General features: G+C 40.2%; 20 protein-coding genes. 9 read left to right on the top strand and 11 right to left on the bottom strand.

The window, feature by feature from the left end; genetic code table 11:
* The first annotated feature begins 220 nt into the window (after positions 1–220).
* Positions 221–2,140 carry a heavy metal translocating P-type ATPase gene (locus tag AC3ISB_RS02880; RefSeq protein ID WP_480339835.1) on the top strand — a complete coding sequence of 640 codons (1,920 nt, stop codon included), beginning with the start codon at positions 221–223 and terminating at the stop codon, positions 2,138–2,140.
* A gap of 233 nt (positions 2,141–2,373) precedes the next feature.
* On the opposite strand, the gene AC3ISB_RS02875 is transcribed toward AC3ISB_RS02880, so the two are convergent.
* Positions 2,374–3,213: a YihY/virulence factor BrkB family protein gene (locus AC3ISB_RS02875; RefSeq protein ID WP_480339834.1), complete on the bottom strand. Its 840-nt coding sequence runs from the start codon at positions 3,211–3,213 to the stop codon at positions 2,374–2,376.
* 16 nt (positions 3,214–3,229) lie between these two features.
* Positions 3,230–3,622 carry a YtxH domain-containing protein gene (locus tag AC3ISB_RS02870; protein WP_480339833.1) on the bottom strand — a complete coding sequence of 131 codons (393 nt, stop codon included), beginning with the start codon at positions 3,620–3,622 and terminating at the stop codon, positions 3,230–3,232.
* A gap of 231 nt (positions 3,623–3,853) precedes the next feature.
* Between AC3ISB_RS02870 and AC3ISB_RS02865 the strand changes: the two genes are divergently transcribed.
* The 4 genes from AC3ISB_RS02865 (at position 3,854) to AC3ISB_RS02850 (ending at position 6,198) form a co-directional block, all read left to right on the top strand.
* Positions 3,854–4,078 carry a DUF1128 domain-containing protein gene (locus tag AC3ISB_RS02865; RefSeq protein ID WP_098370495.1) on the top strand — a complete coding sequence of 75 codons (225 nt, stop codon included), beginning with the start codon at positions 3,854–3,856 and terminating at the stop codon, positions 4,076–4,078.
* 97 nt (positions 4,079–4,175) lie between these two features.
* The gene (locus AC3ISB_RS02860) at positions 4,176–5,441 is read left to right on the top strand and encodes a molybdopterin molybdotransferase MoeA (RefSeq protein ID WP_489275500.1); all 1,266 of its coding nucleotides are present in this window, start codon (positions 4,176–4,178) and stop codon (positions 5,439–5,441) included.
* Positions 5,429–5,944 (top strand): molybdopterin-guanine dinucleotide biosynthesis protein B, encoded by a 516-nt coding sequence (gene mobB / locus AC3ISB_RS02855; protein WP_480339831.1) that lies wholly within the window; start codon positions 5,429–5,431, stop codon positions 5,942–5,944. The genes AC3ISB_RS02860 and mobB overlap by 13 nt, the downstream gene beginning before the upstream one ends.
* A gap of 11 nt (positions 5,945–5,955) precedes the next feature.
* Entirely contained in the window at positions 5,956–6,198 is a 243-nt protein-coding gene (locus AC3ISB_RS02850; RefSeq protein ID WP_179891011.1) for a DUF2164 domain-containing protein, read from the top strand.
* Between the two features lie 41 nt (positions 6,199–6,239).
* Here AC3ISB_RS02850 and map read toward each other — a convergent pair whose 3' ends face one another.
* The 6 genes from map to AC3ISB_RS02820 form a co-directional block, all read right to left on the bottom strand.
* Positions 6,240–6,986 carry a type I methionyl aminopeptidase gene (map, locus tag AC3ISB_RS02845; protein ID WP_098370491.1) on the bottom strand — a complete coding sequence of 249 codons (747 nt, stop codon included), beginning with the start codon at positions 6,984–6,986 and terminating at the stop codon, positions 6,240–6,242.
* Positions 6,987–7,093: 107 nt separating this feature from the next.
* A complete protein-coding gene (locus AC3ISB_RS02840) occupies positions 7,094–7,609 on the bottom strand; it encodes a type 1 glutamine amidotransferase domain-containing protein (RefSeq protein WP_141992668.1) in 516 nt (171 codons plus the stop codon).
* A gap of 200 nt (positions 7,610–7,809) precedes the next feature.
* Positions 7,810–8,085 carry a late competence development ComFB family protein gene (locus tag AC3ISB_RS02835; RefSeq protein ID WP_260398005.1) on the bottom strand — a complete coding sequence of 92 codons (276 nt, stop codon included), beginning with the start codon at positions 8,083–8,085 and terminating at the stop codon, positions 7,810–7,812.
* A gap of 45 nt (positions 8,086–8,130) precedes the next feature.
* Positions 8,131–8,886 carry a flagellar motor protein MotB gene (gene motB, locus AC3ISB_RS02830; RefSeq protein WP_347941243.1) on the bottom strand — a complete coding sequence of 252 codons (756 nt, stop codon included), beginning with the start codon at positions 8,884–8,886 and terminating at the stop codon, positions 8,131–8,133.
* On the bottom strand, positions 8,879–9,670 hold the full coding sequence (motA, locus tag AC3ISB_RS02825; RefSeq protein WP_098370488.1) for a flagellar motor stator protein MotA: 792 nt from the start codon (positions 9,668–9,670) through the stop codon (positions 8,879–8,881). The genes motB and motA overlap by 8 nt, the downstream gene beginning before the upstream one ends.
* A 431-nt stretch (positions 9,671–10,101) precedes the next feature.
* Entirely contained in the window at positions 10,102–11,199 is a 1,098-nt protein-coding gene (locus tag AC3ISB_RS02820; protein WP_480339827.1) for an AbrB family transcriptional regulator, read from the bottom strand.
* Positions 11,200–11,337: 138 nt separating this feature from the next.
* Here AC3ISB_RS02820 and AC3ISB_RS02815 point away from each other — a divergent pair, with 138 nt between their 5' ends.
* Together AC3ISB_RS02815 and mreBH are read left to right on the top strand one after the other, a co-directional pair.
* Positions 11,338–11,481: a hypothetical protein gene (locus AC3ISB_RS02815; RefSeq protein ID WP_480339826.1), complete on the top strand. Its 144-nt coding sequence runs from the start codon at positions 11,338–11,340 to the stop codon at positions 11,479–11,481.
* A 77-nt stretch (positions 11,482–11,558) separates the two neighbouring features.
* On the top strand, positions 11,559–12,566 hold the full coding sequence (mreBH, locus tag AC3ISB_RS02810; protein WP_098370486.1) for a rod-share determining protein MreBH: 1,008 nt from the start codon (positions 11,559–11,561) through the stop codon (positions 12,564–12,566).
* A 256-nt stretch (positions 12,567–12,822) separates the two neighbouring features.
* On the opposite strand, the gene AC3ISB_RS02805 is transcribed toward mreBH, so the two are convergent.
* Together AC3ISB_RS02805 and AC3ISB_RS02800 are read right to left on the bottom strand one after the other, a co-directional pair.
* On the bottom strand, positions 12,823–12,939 hold the full coding sequence (locus tag AC3ISB_RS02805; RefSeq protein ID WP_480339892.1) for a hypothetical protein: 117 nt from the start codon (positions 12,937–12,939) through the stop codon (positions 12,823–12,825).
* Positions 12,939–13,139: a hypothetical protein gene (locus AC3ISB_RS02800; RefSeq protein WP_480339825.1), complete on the bottom strand. Its 201-nt coding sequence runs from the start codon at positions 13,137–13,139 to the stop codon at positions 12,939–12,941. Before AC3ISB_RS02800 ends, AC3ISB_RS02805 begins: the two co-directional genes overlap by 1 nt.
* A gap of 364 nt (positions 13,140–13,503) precedes the next feature.
* Here AC3ISB_RS02800 and AC3ISB_RS02795 point away from each other — a divergent pair, with 364 nt between their 5' ends.
* Together AC3ISB_RS02795 and AC3ISB_RS02790 are read left to right on the top strand one after the other, a co-directional pair.
* Positions 13,504–13,926, top strand: coding sequence for a hypothetical protein (locus AC3ISB_RS02795; protein WP_336863759.1), 423 nt, complete (start codon positions 13,504–13,506; stop codon positions 13,924–13,926).
* A gap of 76 nt (positions 13,927–14,002) precedes the next feature.
* Complete coding sequence (locus AC3ISB_RS02790) at positions 14,003–14,575, top strand: VanZ family protein (protein WP_350301144.1); 573 nt, start codon at positions 14,003–14,005, stop codon at positions 14,573–14,575.
* 235 nt (positions 14,576–14,810) lie between these two features.
* Here the strand turns inward: AC3ISB_RS02790 and AC3ISB_RS02785 are convergent, their stop codons facing one another.
* Positions 14,811–14,957, bottom strand: a complete 147-nt coding sequence (locus AC3ISB_RS02785) for a hypothetical protein (protein WP_489275495.1) — start codon at positions 14,955–14,957, stop codon at positions 14,811–14,813.
* Positions 14,958–15,048 lie beyond the last annotated feature (91 nt).

Below are 15,048 nucleotides of genomic sequence, written 5' to 3'. Positions count from 1 at the left end.
TTCTTCTTTATTTCTGAATAGGATATGTGGTACTATAATAATAACAAAAAGGACATCACGTTTATAAACCATTGAAAACATTGCTGTCATCGCAATTACGGTGGCAGCTTTCATATTTTATCCAGAGAAATGACGTTGATTATCTTTCTCAATTAGATATAACACAAATGATAATCTATATCATTTACACAAAATAGAGAAGAATGTGGGAGGGAGTCTTATGACTACAGATACTAAACATTTAACCCAACCGGCTGCATGCAAAACCACTTGGTTGGAAAAAGCAAAACCTCATCTAGAACTTATTGCTGCATTATTCAGCGGTTTACTTATAGTATTGGGCTGGGCCCTTTCAAAGAACGGAATGGAAACTGTTTCCATAGTCATATACTTGGCCTCTTTCTTAATTGGCGGATATGCCAAGGCGAAAGAAGGCATAGAAGATACGATTGCCGACCGGGAATTGAATGTTGAGATGCTGATGATTTTTGCGGCAATCGGTTCTGCGGTCATCGGATATTGGACGGAAGGCGCCATATTGATTTTCATCTTCGCTTTAAGCGGTGCCCTTGAGACATACACGATGAATAAAAGCCATAAAGAAATTTCGGCACTAATGGACTTACAGCCCGAAGAAGCACTGCGCATCACTAATGGATATGAAGAAACCGTATCCGTTTCACAGCTGCATGTCGGGGATTTGATTTTAGTGAAACCAGGTGAGAGAGTTCCTTCAGATGGAAAAATCACGGACGGCCGTACCAATATCGATGAAGCCGCCATCACTGGCGAATCCATACCAGTCAGTAAATCATTGGATGATGAAGTATTTGCGGGAACGGTTAATCTCCGTGGAACGATTACCGTGGAAATCACCAAACCGGCAAGTGAAACATTATTTCAAAAAATAATCACTCTCGTTCAATCCGCACAAAGTGAAAAGTCCCCTTCCCAGCTGTTCATTGAACGGTTTGAAGGGACTTATGTAAAAGTAGTATTGACTGTTGTCGCTTTGATGATGTTCGTACCCCATTTCCTATTGGGGTGGAGCTGGACCGAGACATTCTACAGAGCGATGATCCTGCTCGTTGTCGCTTCTCCTTGTGCCCTTGTGGCCTCTATCATGCCTGCTACACTTTCTGCCATTTCAAATGGAGCCCGTCATGGCATTTTATTTAAAGGAGGCATCCATCTTGAGAATCTAGGTAATCTGCAGGCAATTGCTTTAGATAAAACCGGTACATTGACAAAAGGAAAACCAGAGGTAACGGATGTCATTATCCGCGAAGATTTAAACGAAGATGATTTCTTATTTCATATTGCATCTGTTGAAAATTATTCGAATCACCCTTTGGCAACATCGATCGTACGTTATGCCAAATCAAAATTGCAAAAGGATATCATTAAACCAAATAACATGGAAGATATCTCAGGTAATGGGGTTCAAGCCTATATCAATGGCGTGCTTTGGCAAGTCGGAAAAGCTGATTTCGTCGGTCGCAGTGAAGCAGAACGATTCCAAAATGGCATTGCACTGACATTGGCTGAACAAGGTAAGACAATCGTTTATGCAAAAGATGATCAAGGAATTGCAGGCATACTCACTTTGAAAGATGTCGTGCGTGAAGAAACCGTAACAGCCATCGAAGCCTTAAAAAATGAGGGCATCCATACCGTCATGCTTACAGGGGATGGGGAAAAAACGGCTAAAGCGATTGCTTCGGAGAGCCATATTGATGCATATATTGCCGAATGCCTACCTGAAACCAAAGTGACTGAAGTGAAAAAGCTGAAAGAACATTTTGGCACTGTAGCAATGGTTGGGGATGGCATAAATGATGCACCTGCACTAGCAACAGCATCTGTTGGAATTGCAATGGGTGAAGGCACGGATGTTGCCTTGGAGACAGCAGATGTCGTTCTGATGAAGAATGATCTGCCGCGCATTGCGGAAGCAGTCAAATTATCCAAGAAAATGAATCGGATCATCAAACAAAACGTCATCTTTTCAATTTCGGTCATCATGATCCTGATCGCATCCAATTTCCTTCAATTTCTAGACCTCCCATATGGCGTGATTGGCCATGAAGGAAGCACAATTCTCGTTATACTGAACAGCTTAAGACTTTTGAGAAACTAAGCATGAAAAAGGAGCCCTCGAGGGCTCCCTTTTTTATGCTTTTTTCATTTAGTGATATCCGTTCTTACCGTTTGCAGAACCTGATGTTTTATGGTTCGAACCTTTATTTTTTCCTTTTTGCTTTGTGCTGCCATCCTTTTTACTCATGAAAGAACTCCTCCTCTTCAAAAGTTATTATTTCTTGAATAGTATTCGCAGCATGATAGTCCGCTATTACGGAAACTACAGGAAGCTCATCTACATTTTGGTTTTTCCTTTTCACTTATGAGCGCATTTATTTCCCCGCCCAGTATGATGATGAGTCCCGATAAATAAAACCAGACCATTAATACGATTATCCCTCCAAGACTTCCATATGTTGCGGAATAATTTGCGAAGTTATCCACATAAAAAGAAAACAAAAAGGAAGCGAGACTCCATCCTGCCGTTGCAAAGATAGCACCAGGCATTACGGTTATGCATTTCAGCTTTATGTTGGGCGCAATCCAATAAAGGATGGTGAACACAATTAAAAATACAAGCGTACTGATCAACCAGCGAAGTTGGTTCCAAATCGTAAGAAACTCATCGGATTGTCCAATTTCGGCAAATAAAAACACTCCGATCTGTTTTCCGAATACCGGCAGCAATAAAACGACAATAAAAACAAAAATCATCGCTAAAGTAAGAAGAATCGACATTCCCCGGGAAATAAAGAAAGTTCGACTTTCTTTTACACCATATGCATGGTTAAATGCTTTAATGATTGCATTCATCCCATTCGAGGCCGACCATATCGTTCCAATGACACCAAACGACAATAAAGTCCCGTTCGCTTCCATCACTTCAGATAGGTTAGCCTCAATGATTTTCATCGAATCGTCAGGCGCATATGTACGGATGGTATTCAATATATCTTCTTGGGAAAATGGCAGATAGGCCAATAAAGTGAATAAAAAAATAAGTAACGGGAACAGGGAAAGTAAAAAGAAATAAGACAGCTGTGCGGCAAGCCCCGACACATCATCCACATGTAACCGTTTTATGAATGTCTTAAAGAATGAGCCTTTCAGCCATTCTTTTTTATTGGCCATACCTCCACCCCATTTTCTAATTTAAGGAAATCCGTTCATGGTGACTTGAAGTTGGCTCTTCTTCCTCTGCAGCAAAAACTTCCTTCGTCTCCATCACCACTTGGGCAACTTGCGAAGGAATATCCTTCATTTCCTCCACCTTTTGGGAAATGAAGGAGACATCATCGGAAATTTTTTCAACAGTGGAACGGACCTTTGATGATGTTTCACGTACTTGTGTAAGCACCCCATTGGGATTCTTCATGAATCCCTTCATATTACCCATGCAGCTTTTACTGTTTTCCAATACAGAATTACGCGTATCCTTATCAAAAAGGCTTATCGCTGCCCCAGCCAATGCCCCAATAAAGACCGCTTGCATAAATTTGCTTTTCTTGGCACACTTATATTCTTCTCGAATGTTGCTCATATATTCTCCTCCTCTTCATATATTAGTGATGGATAATGGTAGCTACCTCCATTATACAATGTTTAATAAAGTTTTTTCCTATCTTTTCCCAAACTCTCTCACTTTAAAACGCGGGAGATGACCAAGTGAATCGGGAATCAAGCTTCGTTTTCCACCCGAATATTCATTGACTTCTAGAGGTAATCATGCAAAGATGAAAATAATTTAGGAACGTATGAAAGGATGAGGGAAATGGATTTAACGCAAAACACAGCCGAAAGTGTCGAGTTTATGATCGAAGCAATCAAGGATAAATTAAAAGTAATGAACTTCGGTGCAATCAAATCGACCCATTTTGATATCGAGATGTACGAAGAACTGCACGATATTTATATAATGGTGATGAAAAAAACGAATTTCAGTGTCCGTGAAATGGAAGCTATCGCTGAAGAACTTGGAAGACTGCGTAATAAGTAACATTCAAATCCTCCCATACCGGTGAGGATTTTTTTCATTTTTTAAAAAATTCTGCTACATTGGATATAGAAATTGAAAACCGACAGGAGTTGTAAGCATGGTAGAAAGAAGAACGCCCATCAGTATTGCAGAAGCAGTGGAAAAAGTGATGAAGCATAAATTAACAGGACATATGGAACTGATCCCCCTCGAGGAAAGCCATGACCGTTTTTTGGCTCAAGATATTGTAGCTACAAATGATGTTCCGCATTTTAACCGCTCGCCATATGATGGATTCGCCCTTAGGTCCAAGGATACGGCCGAAGGTTCCATAAATAACCCTCTCGAGTTCGAAGTGATTGAAGAGTTGGCTGCGGGTATGGTATCGAATATTCCTGTTCAAAAAAATCAAGTGGCAAGGATCATGACTGGAGCTCAGATGCCAGCTGAGTGTGATGCCGTAATCATGCTCGAGCTTACGAAGGAATTCGAGAAGGACGGAAAGAAGTACATATCATTTAAACGCTCGCTTAAGGAAGGCGAAAACGTTTCTTTTCAAGGTGAGGATGCAAAGAAAGGCGATGTTCTTGTGAAAAAAGGAACAGCGATCAATCCAGGGATCATCGGCTTGCTCGCAACATTCGGTTATGCCGAAGTGCCAGTTGCCACTAAGCCTGTCGTCGGATTATTCGCTACCGGGTCTGAACTTCTTGATGTTAATGAACCGTTGCAGCCCGGCAAAATTCGCAACAGCAATTCACATGCCATCTCCGCCCAAATTCGGAGGGCCGGAGGAGAAGTCCGTTTCTACGGAAAGCTTAAGGACGAATTCGAATTAAGCTACGAGGCCATTTCAACTGCCTTGGAGGAAGTGGATCTGCTCATTACAACAGGAGGAGTTTCTGTCGGTGATTTTGATCTTCTCCCGGATATTTATCAAAAAATTGGCGCTGATGTCTTATTCAACAAAGTGGCCATGCGCCCCGGCAGCGTGACGACCGTAGCCGTATATAATAACAAATTTTTATTCGGTTTATCCGGCAATCCATCCGCCAGTTATGTCGGCTTTGAACTATTTGCAAGACCGATCATCCGCACCTTGCTGTTTTCGGAACATCCGCATTTACGAAAAGAGACGGCACAATTGGCAGAAGACTTCTTAAAACCCAATCCATTCTCACGTCTGCTTCGGACCCGATTATTTTACGAATCCGGCCAGTTGAAGGTAATTCCTAGTGGTGTGGATAAATCCAATATTACAACAAGCTTGGCAGGTGCCAATTCACTGACCGTCTTACCTGGGGGGACCCGTGGTTTCCAAACTGGAGATTTTGTGGACATCCTGCTGCTCGATGACCAAGAAGGATGCAAATGGCCTTGGTGAAGCCCTTTATTTTCCAGGTTGTTGGCTACCAAAATAGAGGAAAAACGACCTTCATAACGAATATAATCAAACAGCTTCGCGAAGCAAAATTAGAGACAGCCGTTTTAAAACATCATGGACATGGCGGAAAACCAGATGTCACAGGCACGAAGGATTCCAATAAACACTTTCATGCCGGGGCGGCCGCCTCACTTGTTGAAGGAGATGGCACAATCGAGCTGCTCGGCAATTTCAAGGGGAAAGCCCCTATCACTGAACTAATTCAATTACTGTATCTATTTCTCCCTGATGTGATTTTAATTGAAGGTTATAAGCAAGTGGACTTTCCTAAGGTCATTTTAATCAAAGAAGAAAGTGACCTCCTGTTATTGGAACGGCTTACTAATGTCAAAGCAGCTGTGGCTTGGCCCGAATGTCTGGAACGAACAAGGAATCATGCTTCAGTACCCGTCTTCCCATTGGATTCGGATCAATTCATTACATGGTTTTTAGAACAAATATGAAGGAGGGCACAATGTTCATACAATTTCCCATTGAAAAGCGCCGCAAGATGATCGAAAGTATCCAAGAATATGTGTATCAGGAACAAGGCAAGGAAATCGGTGAAATCGCTGCTGAAAATCATTTGCAGTTCATTTTCGAAAATATTGCTCCCTTTATTTATAATGAAGGTATCAAAGATGCTAAAAAAGTCATTGAGGACAGATTAGGAAATATTGAAGAAGATTTGTATTCATTGGAACGTCCAATTGATTAACATGAAAAAACAGCATCATAATCGATGCTGTTTTTTTATGTTCATTGTTCGGTCAGAATAAGCGGACCGTTTTTCGTAATGGCAATCGTATGCTCATATTGTGCCGAGTATTTCCCATCTGCAGTGGATGCCGTCCATCCATTCGGATCCCGGCTTGCTTTATATGTACCTACGTTTACCATTGGCTCGATGGTGAATACCATGCCTTCCTTAAGACGCGGACCTTTATTCGGCAGTCCATAATGCGGAACCTGCGGCTCTTCATGAATGACATTTCCTATCCCGTGTCCGATAAAATCACGAACGACAGAGAAGCCTTCCGCTTCGACATATGTTTGTATGGCATGACCTATATCTCCAATCCGATTGCCTTCCACACATACTTCAATCGCCTTATATAAAGATTCCTTCGTCACATTCACTAAATGTTCGGTTTCCTTTGAAACCTTACCGACCGTATACGTCCAAGCAGAGTCAGCAAGGGCCCCGTTATAATTAACGACCATATCAATCGTTACGATATCTCCGTTTTTCAAAGGGGTCTTACGAGGGAAACCATGACAAATTTCTTCATTTATGCTGGCACATGTCGCATACTCATACCCTTTGTAACCCTTTTGTTCCGGCTTCGCACCATGTTTTTTTAAGAATCCTTCAACAAATTCTTCTATTTCCCATGTTGTCACCCCAGGAACAATCAATTTTGCAATCTCCCTATGACAAGCTGCCAAAATTTTACCCGATTCATGCATCGCTTGAATTTCACGCGCAGATTTTAATACGATCAATCGTGACACTTCCTTTTTAATTCGTCTCTCCTTTTATTTTACTGCAAAGATTGAAGTATATGAATCCTTTTAAAATGAAAAATCCCGGCAGCTGCCGGGATTTTTCATTATTTCAATAGATTGAGCGATTCCCGGTTAAATGCCGGAAGGTCTTCAGGTGTCCTGCTGGTTACAAGCTGGTTGCCGCAAACCACAACCTCTTTGTCCAAATAGGTGGCACCAGCATACTCCATATCGACTTTAATGGATGTATATCCTGTTGCGTGGCGTCCTTCAAGTGTTTTGGCCGTAATCAACAACTGCGGTCCATGACAGATCGCAAATACTGGTTTTTTATCATCCATGAACGATTTGGCGAAAGATACGAAGCGTTCGTCAGCACGCAGTTGATCAGGGGAAAACCCACCGGGGATGAATAATGCATCGAAATTTTCTGGTTTCACTGAGTCGATGCTTTCATCAATCTCGACTTCTACCTCCCCTTGTTTCCCTTTAACAGTTTTCCCTTTTACCATTTCAATCGTCGTTACCGTATGGCCGGCTTCTTCGAATGCTTTTGCCGGTTCACTATACTCCGAGTCCTCAAACATATTCGTTACAACACATGCAATATTTTTACCCATAATCATTCATCTCCTCAATTTTTGATCGAATGAACCAACTTTGTACTTTATTTATGTTCCCTTTGCCACCATAAATAAACACATAATTAATGGTTGTCCCTTTTGTTTATGAGTAATGTACCGCTATATTTCCTAAATCCCTTCGGAGGTCGCTGTCCGCCTTTTTTAATATCGGAAAAAAGATAATGGCAGCCTTTTGATCAATGTTTAGGATACTGGCCAACAACGTGTATCGCATTGATGATTCTTTTATTGATCCATTCCCTATTTTCTTCTGTATTCAAATTTCCAAATATCCTTTTCCGCCCTTCTTCCGTGGTTACATAGTAATTAGGCAGGTTATTCAATGATAATGTGATGATGTCATTCTTACATTTTCTGCACGAACAAAATGTTTGATATTCCATACCTGACATTAATACCTGCACCCATGTCACAACGATTTCTTCCATCACATTTGTATATTCTCTTTCCATATATTCTCCTTCAAAAAGAAAAACCCGTCCATTCCTGACAGGTTTTCACTCATTTATCGCTGTCCGTGGAACAATTAGGATTTCAACTCTCCGGTTTTTCGCTCTTCCTTTTTTCGTTTCATTAGAAGCAACCGGCTTGAATTCCCCATGCCCTTTAGCACTGAACATTTCGGGATCCAACTCTTTATTTTCTAGGAGAAGTTTCATAAAATTCACGGATCGCATCACGCTCAGATCCCAGTTGGATTCATATTGGTAATTTTTAATGGGAATATTATCGGTATGTCCGCTTACGATAATGTTTCTGGGTAAGTCCATGACCAGTAAATCCGAGATTTCCTTAGCGATCTTTCGATTTTCACGCCTCACCTCAGCCACCCCCGATTCGAACAGCACGTTTTCCCTAATTGAAATCAACATCCCTTCATCCGTAAGGTTCGTTCCCAATTTATCCGTTAAATCATTTTTTTGGATGTAGGCATTTACACGCTCCTGAACTTCCATAAGATCTTCTTGTTCGTTTTTCCCTAGCTTCTCAAGATCTTCTGCACCTGTTCTTTGTTCTGGTGACGTCGGCTCATTGCTGGGGGAATCACTTGGGAAATCCATAAAACCCGTTCCGCTTGTAAAAACCTGGTTAAATACATTGGACAACTGCTGGAACCTTACTGAATCAACCGAACTTGAAGCGAACAAGACGATAAAAAGCGCAAGAAGCAATGTTAAGATATCGGCGTAGGGAACCAGCCATGATTCATCGATATGCTCTTCATGCCTTTGTTTCTTTTTGCGCCTAGCCATCTTCTCTCACATCGCCTTCTAACCACTTCTTACGATCTCCAGCAGGCAAATAGGATGTTAATTTCTGTTCAATCGTTCTTGGAGCTTCCCCTTCGATGATCGATAAAATACCTTCTATCATCATTTCTTTGATTCGGACTTCCTGCTGCGATTTCCGTTTGAGCTTATTGGCGAATGGATGCCATAATACATACCCCGTGTAAATCCCCATCAAGGTTGCGACGAATGCGGCAGATATGGCATGTCCCAATGCCTCCGTGTCAGCCATATTCCCCAATGCAGCAATCAGCCCGATTACCGCACCCAATACGCCTAGCGTCGGTGCGTATGTACCGGCTTGACTGAAAATCGCTGCCGCGCTTAAATGACGTTCTTCCATCGCGTCTATTTCCTCCGCTAAAATATCACGAATATAATCGGCACTCTGGCCTTCTACTGCAAGATTCAAGCCATTTTTCAAAAAGGTATTATCCACTTGATCCGAAATGCTTTCCAATGCCAATAGGCCTTCTTTCCTGGCAATGACCGCCCATTCCGAAAAGGTTTTTATTAAATCTTCAGGCTTTGTCAATTTTTGTTCATAGAATAAAACCTTGAATATTTTTGGTAGTCTTTTTAATTCCGACAAAGGGAAAGCCGTTACGACAGCAGCTATCGTCCCTACAATAATGATCAAAATAGCCGCCGGGTTAATCAACGCCGTTACACTTACGCCTTTCAACACCATTCCGACCAAGATGGCCACAATACCGAGAACTACGCCCAAAACTGATGTTATATCCATAATACTCACCCATTCATTTAAAGTCTCGTCTCCTCCTTATATCGGATGAAGTTCAAAAAAAGTGAGGATTATTTTACTATTCGATTTCATTTTTCATTAAATTCTCACAAAACCTACCAACTTCGGCGCCTACATGAGCTTATTCAACAGCACATTTCAATGGTTCGGGTACAATATTCTTTCGAGAATTGAATTTCAAGCCTGTTCCGTTCGTACTTTTCTCATAACGTCTGGAATATGCGCTTTTACTCGTGAGTTTTGACGGTTTACTCGTAAGTTTTCTGCTTTTACTCGTGAGTTTCAGCAGTTTACTCGTGAATTTTCTGCCTTTACTCGTGAGTTTCAGCGGTTTACTCGTGAGTTCCGCATAACGCCTGACATTTGTTCTTTTCACTCTTCAGTTTTTCCGAAAAGAAAAAGGACAAAGCCTGTCAGCTTTGTCCCTGTTCTTGTTTTCCCTTGCTTCTTCCAACCAGCCATTTTATGATGGGTGACAGGAAAAATAAAATGAATAGGATCCTGAATAAATGAAAACTTGTGACAACGGATAAATCCACATGCACAGACATGGCTGTTACGGCCATTTCGGCGACGCCGCCTGGCGCCATGCTCAAAAATAATTCGTTCGGCTGCAAAGATAGGATCGGGGCAAACTGAACGGAAAGATAATAGCAAAATCCAATCAATAGGACATTACTGACGAATACAGCCCCAAACATCTTTCTGAAAAGTCGGGGATTATCAACCTTCAGTGTGTAGCCTAAATGTGCGCCGATCAACAATTGCGACAAGTTCAACCAAAAATCAGGAATCTGCGGGGCACCTGGTCCTGCTAAATTGAATAGTGCTGCAGCCATGAGAGGTCCTAGCAAAAAAGGCAGCGGAAAATTCACTTTCCTTGTGATGAAGATGAATAATAGCAAGGTTAACAACATCATGATGGCTAATTTCCCATCATAATCAAATAAGAAAAACGGCCGCTCCGATATGGTCATTACCGTACCTGATCCAACTGACATTACATGGGTCACGATCCAAGGAACAATGGATATCACCAGGATGACCCGCAGTGTTTGCATGAAACCTACAACCGTTTCATCACTATCCTTCATTTCCTCACTTAAGACCACCATCTGGGAAAGCCCTCCCGGAAAACTGCCAAGCATGGATGTGCCCAAGGATAAGTTCATTCGTTTCCCGACAAACCAGCCAGTCAAAACTGTAAATAAAATGATTGCGATTGTCGTAAAAAGCATAACAGGCAAATATTCAATCATCTCATTTAACGATTGTTTCGTGAATGAACTGCCCAGTTGTAATCCTAGAATGACCAATCCAGTACTTCTAAAGGTTTTAGACCAAAACAAGTACTTCCTTAACTTCACTTTCGCGATCATCACGACGAATAATGGTCCAAGCATCCATGGCAGGTATATTCCAAGGCTATCAAACGCATAACCACCCAGGAAGGCTAGAAAAGCTGTAAAGATGACTCTAAAACTCTTACTCTCGATTAAATTTGCACTCACAAAATTACCTTCTTTATCTAAGCTGATTTTCTTCTATATCTTAACATAAAATAAGCTAAGTTGATTCAAAGCAGCCACCCACGCTTGTTTTCGACTGAAGTGAGGAGCGCTGTGTGAAATATACTAAAAATGGTACATATGAGAGGTCAATATTTTACAATAGGCAGAATGTTGGCGACAATTGCCGTTATCCGCGGTCTTGCCATCGCCAGTGCACTTTTATATTTCATCATGTTTTCGCTCTATGAAAAGAAACGGCATGGCAATTCCACCATTTACTAGATTTCCCACCCCCACAAACTCGCAATAAAAGGTAGAATGAGTATATAGGGGTCAAACTCTTATGGAGGGGTGACTAAATGTTATCAAATACAGAAATAGGCATTGACTTAGGAACTGCAAATACGCTAGTTTACAGTAAAAATAAAGGAATCGTATTTAATGAGCCATCTGTGGTGGCCATTGATATAGAGACTAATAAAGTATTGGCAGTCGGTGTGGATGCAAAAAACATGATCGGGAAAACACCCGGAAATATCGTGGCAATCCGTCCGCTTAAGGATGGTGTCATTGCGGATTTTAATGTAACAGCGCAAATGCTTCGGGAAATCATGAAAAAAGCAAGTAAGGCCCTAGGTTTATCGATTCGCAAACCTAGTGTAGTGGTCTGTACACCATCAGGTTCCACATCAGTTGAGAGAAGGGCCATTCAGGATGCAGTCAAAAGCTGCGGAGCGAAACAGGTCCACCTTATCGAGGAACCAGTAGCAGCAGCAATAGGTGCGGGCCTGCCTGTCGAAGAGCCCGTTGCCAATGTCATCGTTGATATCGGCGGCGGAACGACTGAGGTCGCAATCATCTCTTATGGCGGCGTCGTTTCTTGCAATTCAATCAGAATTGGCGGAGATCAATTGGATGAAGATATCAGCCAATATGTTAGAAAAAAACATAATGTGCTGATTGGGGAAAGAACAGCCGAGGAAATAAAAAAAGAAATCGGCTACGCACTCGTTAAACATTCCGTGATCAGCATGGAAGTCAGGGGCCGCGATCTTGTAACGGGTCTCCCAAAGCCGATTACAATATCATCCACTGACGTCCAGGAAGCCATTCAAGAATCGCTTCTTCATATACTGGAAGCAATCAGGGCCACTTTGGAAGATTGTCCTCCTGAATTGAGCGGGGATATCGTCGATCAAGGTGTCATCTTATCCGGCGGGGGTGCACTTCTCAACGGGATACAAGAATGGCTGACGAATGAAATTGTCGTCCCAGTCCAACTTGCAGATAACCCGCTTGAATCAGTTGCCATCGGAACCGGGCTTTCACTTGAGGTCATTCACAAACTACAAAAAGCCGTATACTAGAAATAAATGGCTGTCTTTGAACTGCACCCCAATTGTTAGACAACATCTAACAATTGGAGGTGCAGTTTTTTTTCCTAAATATACGATAGACCAAAAATCAAATGCAGTTTTAGAGTACTTAGAAGGAAAAAAACCAAGAAAGACATGAGGTTTATCCCCTCTGAAAAGATGGGTCGCTATCTAAAACATGGAATGGAAGGATTTGTTTCATCCTATACAAAATTACACTTGATGCGAGCACCTTGGTTACGTAATTCTAAGGTGATACGCCTTTCTTCTTATCCCTCCCTTCGTCATCAATTACTTTTACACCGTTTACTTCTACTAAAGGATTAATTCCTTGCACCGTTTCTTCATTTTCCTTTGCGGCAATTATGCTTGCAATTGGAGTTCCATGACCATATAAATCTTTTGTATAATTTTTTTACTAATTACGTCATATTTAGCAACAATTTGTCCATTTAATGCAGGTTGCTGATCATTAATAACGCTGTCTAAAATTGCGACTTTTTTAGGCTTATCATAAATACTGATATTAGACACATAGCCCAGATTTCTAACACTCAACATCATTAAATTTCACCTTAATTTCTTTACTACTAAAATTGTATGCTGATAAATAACATAGTGATTATGTAAAAGATTGTTTTTTCATGGTTATACCTCAACTCGATAAACTTGATTTATCTGCGTTACAACCACTTCCTTTAATACATCTGTTGTTCATTAACTTACAATCATTATTCACCATGAATTTTAAAATAAAATTAAATATTCAAACATCATTTCACCATTTATTTCTTTATACTATTATTCTTTTCTGAAACAGAACATTTCAAAATTGAGACGTAAATTGTAGATATTTACGATACTATAGTCCTTGTTAACAAATAGGTAATATGTGGTCACATATAAAAAAACTGAAAGGGTGTAATTATTGAAAACTAAATTATTTTCAGTTTCAGTGATATGTATATTATCCATTATAATAGCAATGCCCTCTTTTGCTTTTGCAGCAACTAACGCTTATAGCTTTACAATGAATCTTCGTATAGTTGATGGAAGTAAAAACGGTCAATATTTTAAATTAAATAAAGGAACTGCAAAATTAAGTGGTACACATTATCAATATAGCTCTGACCCTAGCCCTGTAGGTCCTAACCCCATAACTTATCAATTATGGAATAAGACCTCAGGTAACAGTTTTGGTACAATAAAAGCTACACCTAATAAAAATGGTACTTCTTCTAGTGTGTCAGGTAGCTATTCTGGACTAGGTGGGGGTACTAAGTATTATTTGCAAATTTTTAGAGTTGATGACGGTAGAAATATAAAAGGTTCAGGAAAAATATCAAATTAAAAACTGGAAAGAGCTTATAATTCTTTATAAGTTCTTTCTTTATTAAGATAATATTTTTACGATAGGAGTCTCTAAAATGGTTTATCATTTCAGCGGTTGGATTCTTTACAGTTTTATAATTTTATATATCATTTTGGCACTAATACTAAAATTAAGTTTCAAAAAAAGTTATACCTATCTTTTATTCTATACAATTATGTATGTTTATTTATGTAATGTTATAAACCTCACTCAATTTCCCATTTATGTAGATGATGATCAAAGAGAAGCATTTGGGGGGCAAAATGTTTGGAGAGAAATGAATTTAATCCCATTTAAATATGAATTTACCAAATTGAGCTTTTTTAATATTTTAATGACTGTCCCACTAGGCTTTGGATTACCCTTCTTATTTAGAGCCTCATTTAAGAAAATTTTAATAGCTGGTGTATTAACTGGAATAATTCTCGAATCAGGTCAACTACTAACAGCTTTATATGCAGGATATACTTTTAGATTTGTTGATATTGATGATGTAATCTTTAATATATCAGGGACATTATTAGGATACTTCATTTTATTTAAGTTATTTAAATTAACGTTTCATATCCTTGTGAGAAAGTGGCATATAAAGTTTAATTCCATAGTTAAACATATCAATAATACATAATAACGATTTATCCTGTGAAAAACGCCATTTCAAATCGTTATCCGACTACACAGACACGGGTATGATGAAGCATCATCAGCGGGTCTCTATTTGGCATGAGAATTCAAGGAGCAACAGCCATTTTCGCAGTCAACCTCAAACGAATTTTCACGAAAATCAAAGCAGAAAAGTAACTAAATATGAAAGAAATAGATCACTTCCTGTTCATTATCGTACAGGAGGTGATCTATTTTTGTTAAAAAAACAATAACTCATTCAAAACCGTTAGTCTTTCAGCAGCCTCGCTGAAAGCCGATGCGGCTCCCGTACCGCCTCTGGAAAGCTTAGTGCCTCTCGTTACAACCACGCCCACATTGTACAAGCCATAAAAAAATGTAGACAAACCCCTTTTTGCTTTTAAAAGAAACTGATATATTTTCACTTGATTGTGTAGAGAATAAGAAAAAGCTTTTTTTGGTTCAACAGTACTTTGC

The organism is Peribacillus sp. GL_122, from assembly GCF_057835005.1.
This window is presented reverse-complemented; position numbering and strand designations above follow the sequence as displayed.

Bases quoted from the DNA above. Each gene is read 5' to 3' on its own strand.
- AC3ISB_RS02880 (WP_480339835.1), top strand. From the start codon at position 221: ATGACTACAGATACTAAACATTTAACCCAACCGGCTGCATGCAAAACC.
- AC3ISB_RS02875 (WP_480339834.1), bottom strand. From the start codon at position 3,213: ATGGCCAATAAAAAAGAATGGCTGAAAGGCTCATTCTTTAAGACATTC.
- AC3ISB_RS02870 (WP_480339833.1), bottom strand. From the start codon at position 3,622: ATGAGCAACATTCGAGAAGAATATAAGTGTGCCAAGAAAAGCAAATTT.
- AC3ISB_RS02865 (WP_098370495.1), top strand. From the start codon at position 3,854: ATGGATTTAACGCAAAACACAGCCGAAAGTGTCGAGTTTATGATCGAA.
- AC3ISB_RS02860 (WP_489275500.1), top strand. From the start codon at position 4,176: ATGGTAGAAAGAAGAACGCCCATCAGTATTGCAGAAGCAGTGGAAAAA.
- mobB (WP_480339831.1), top strand. From the start codon at position 5,429: ATGGCCTTGGTGAAGCCCTTTATTTTCCAGGTTGTTGGCTACCAAAAT.
- AC3ISB_RS02850 (WP_179891011.1), top strand. From the start codon at position 5,956: ATGTTCATACAATTTCCCATTGAAAAGCGCCGCAAGATGATCGAAAGT.
- AC3ISB_RS02840 (WP_141992668.1), bottom strand. From the start codon at position 7,609: ATGGGTAAAAATATTGCATGTGTTGTAACGAATATGTTTGAGGACTCG.
- AC3ISB_RS02835 (WP_260398005.1), bottom strand. From the start codon at position 8,085: ATGGAAAGAGAATATACAAATGTGATGGAAGAAATCGTTGTGACATGG.
- motB (WP_347941243.1), bottom strand. From the start codon at position 8,886: ATGGCTAGGCGCAAAAAGAAACAAAGGCATGAAGAGCATATCGATGAA.
- motA (WP_098370488.1), bottom strand. From the start codon at position 9,670: ATGGATATAACATCAGTTTTGGGCGTAGTTCTCGGTATTGTGGCCATC.
- AC3ISB_RS02815 (WP_480339826.1), top strand. From the start codon at position 11,338: ATGAGAGGTCAATATTTTACAATAGGCAGAATGTTGGCGACAATTGCC.
- mreBH (WP_098370486.1), top strand. From the start codon at position 11,559: ATGTTATCAAATACAGAAATAGGCATTGACTTAGGAACTGCAAATACG.
- AC3ISB_RS02800 (WP_480339825.1), bottom strand. From the start codon at position 13,139: ATGATGTTGAGTGTTAGAAATCTGGGCTATGTGTCTAATATCAGTATT.
- AC3ISB_RS02790 (WP_350301144.1), top strand. From the start codon at position 14,003: ATGGTTTATCATTTCAGCGGTTGGATTCTTTACAGTTTTATAATTTTA.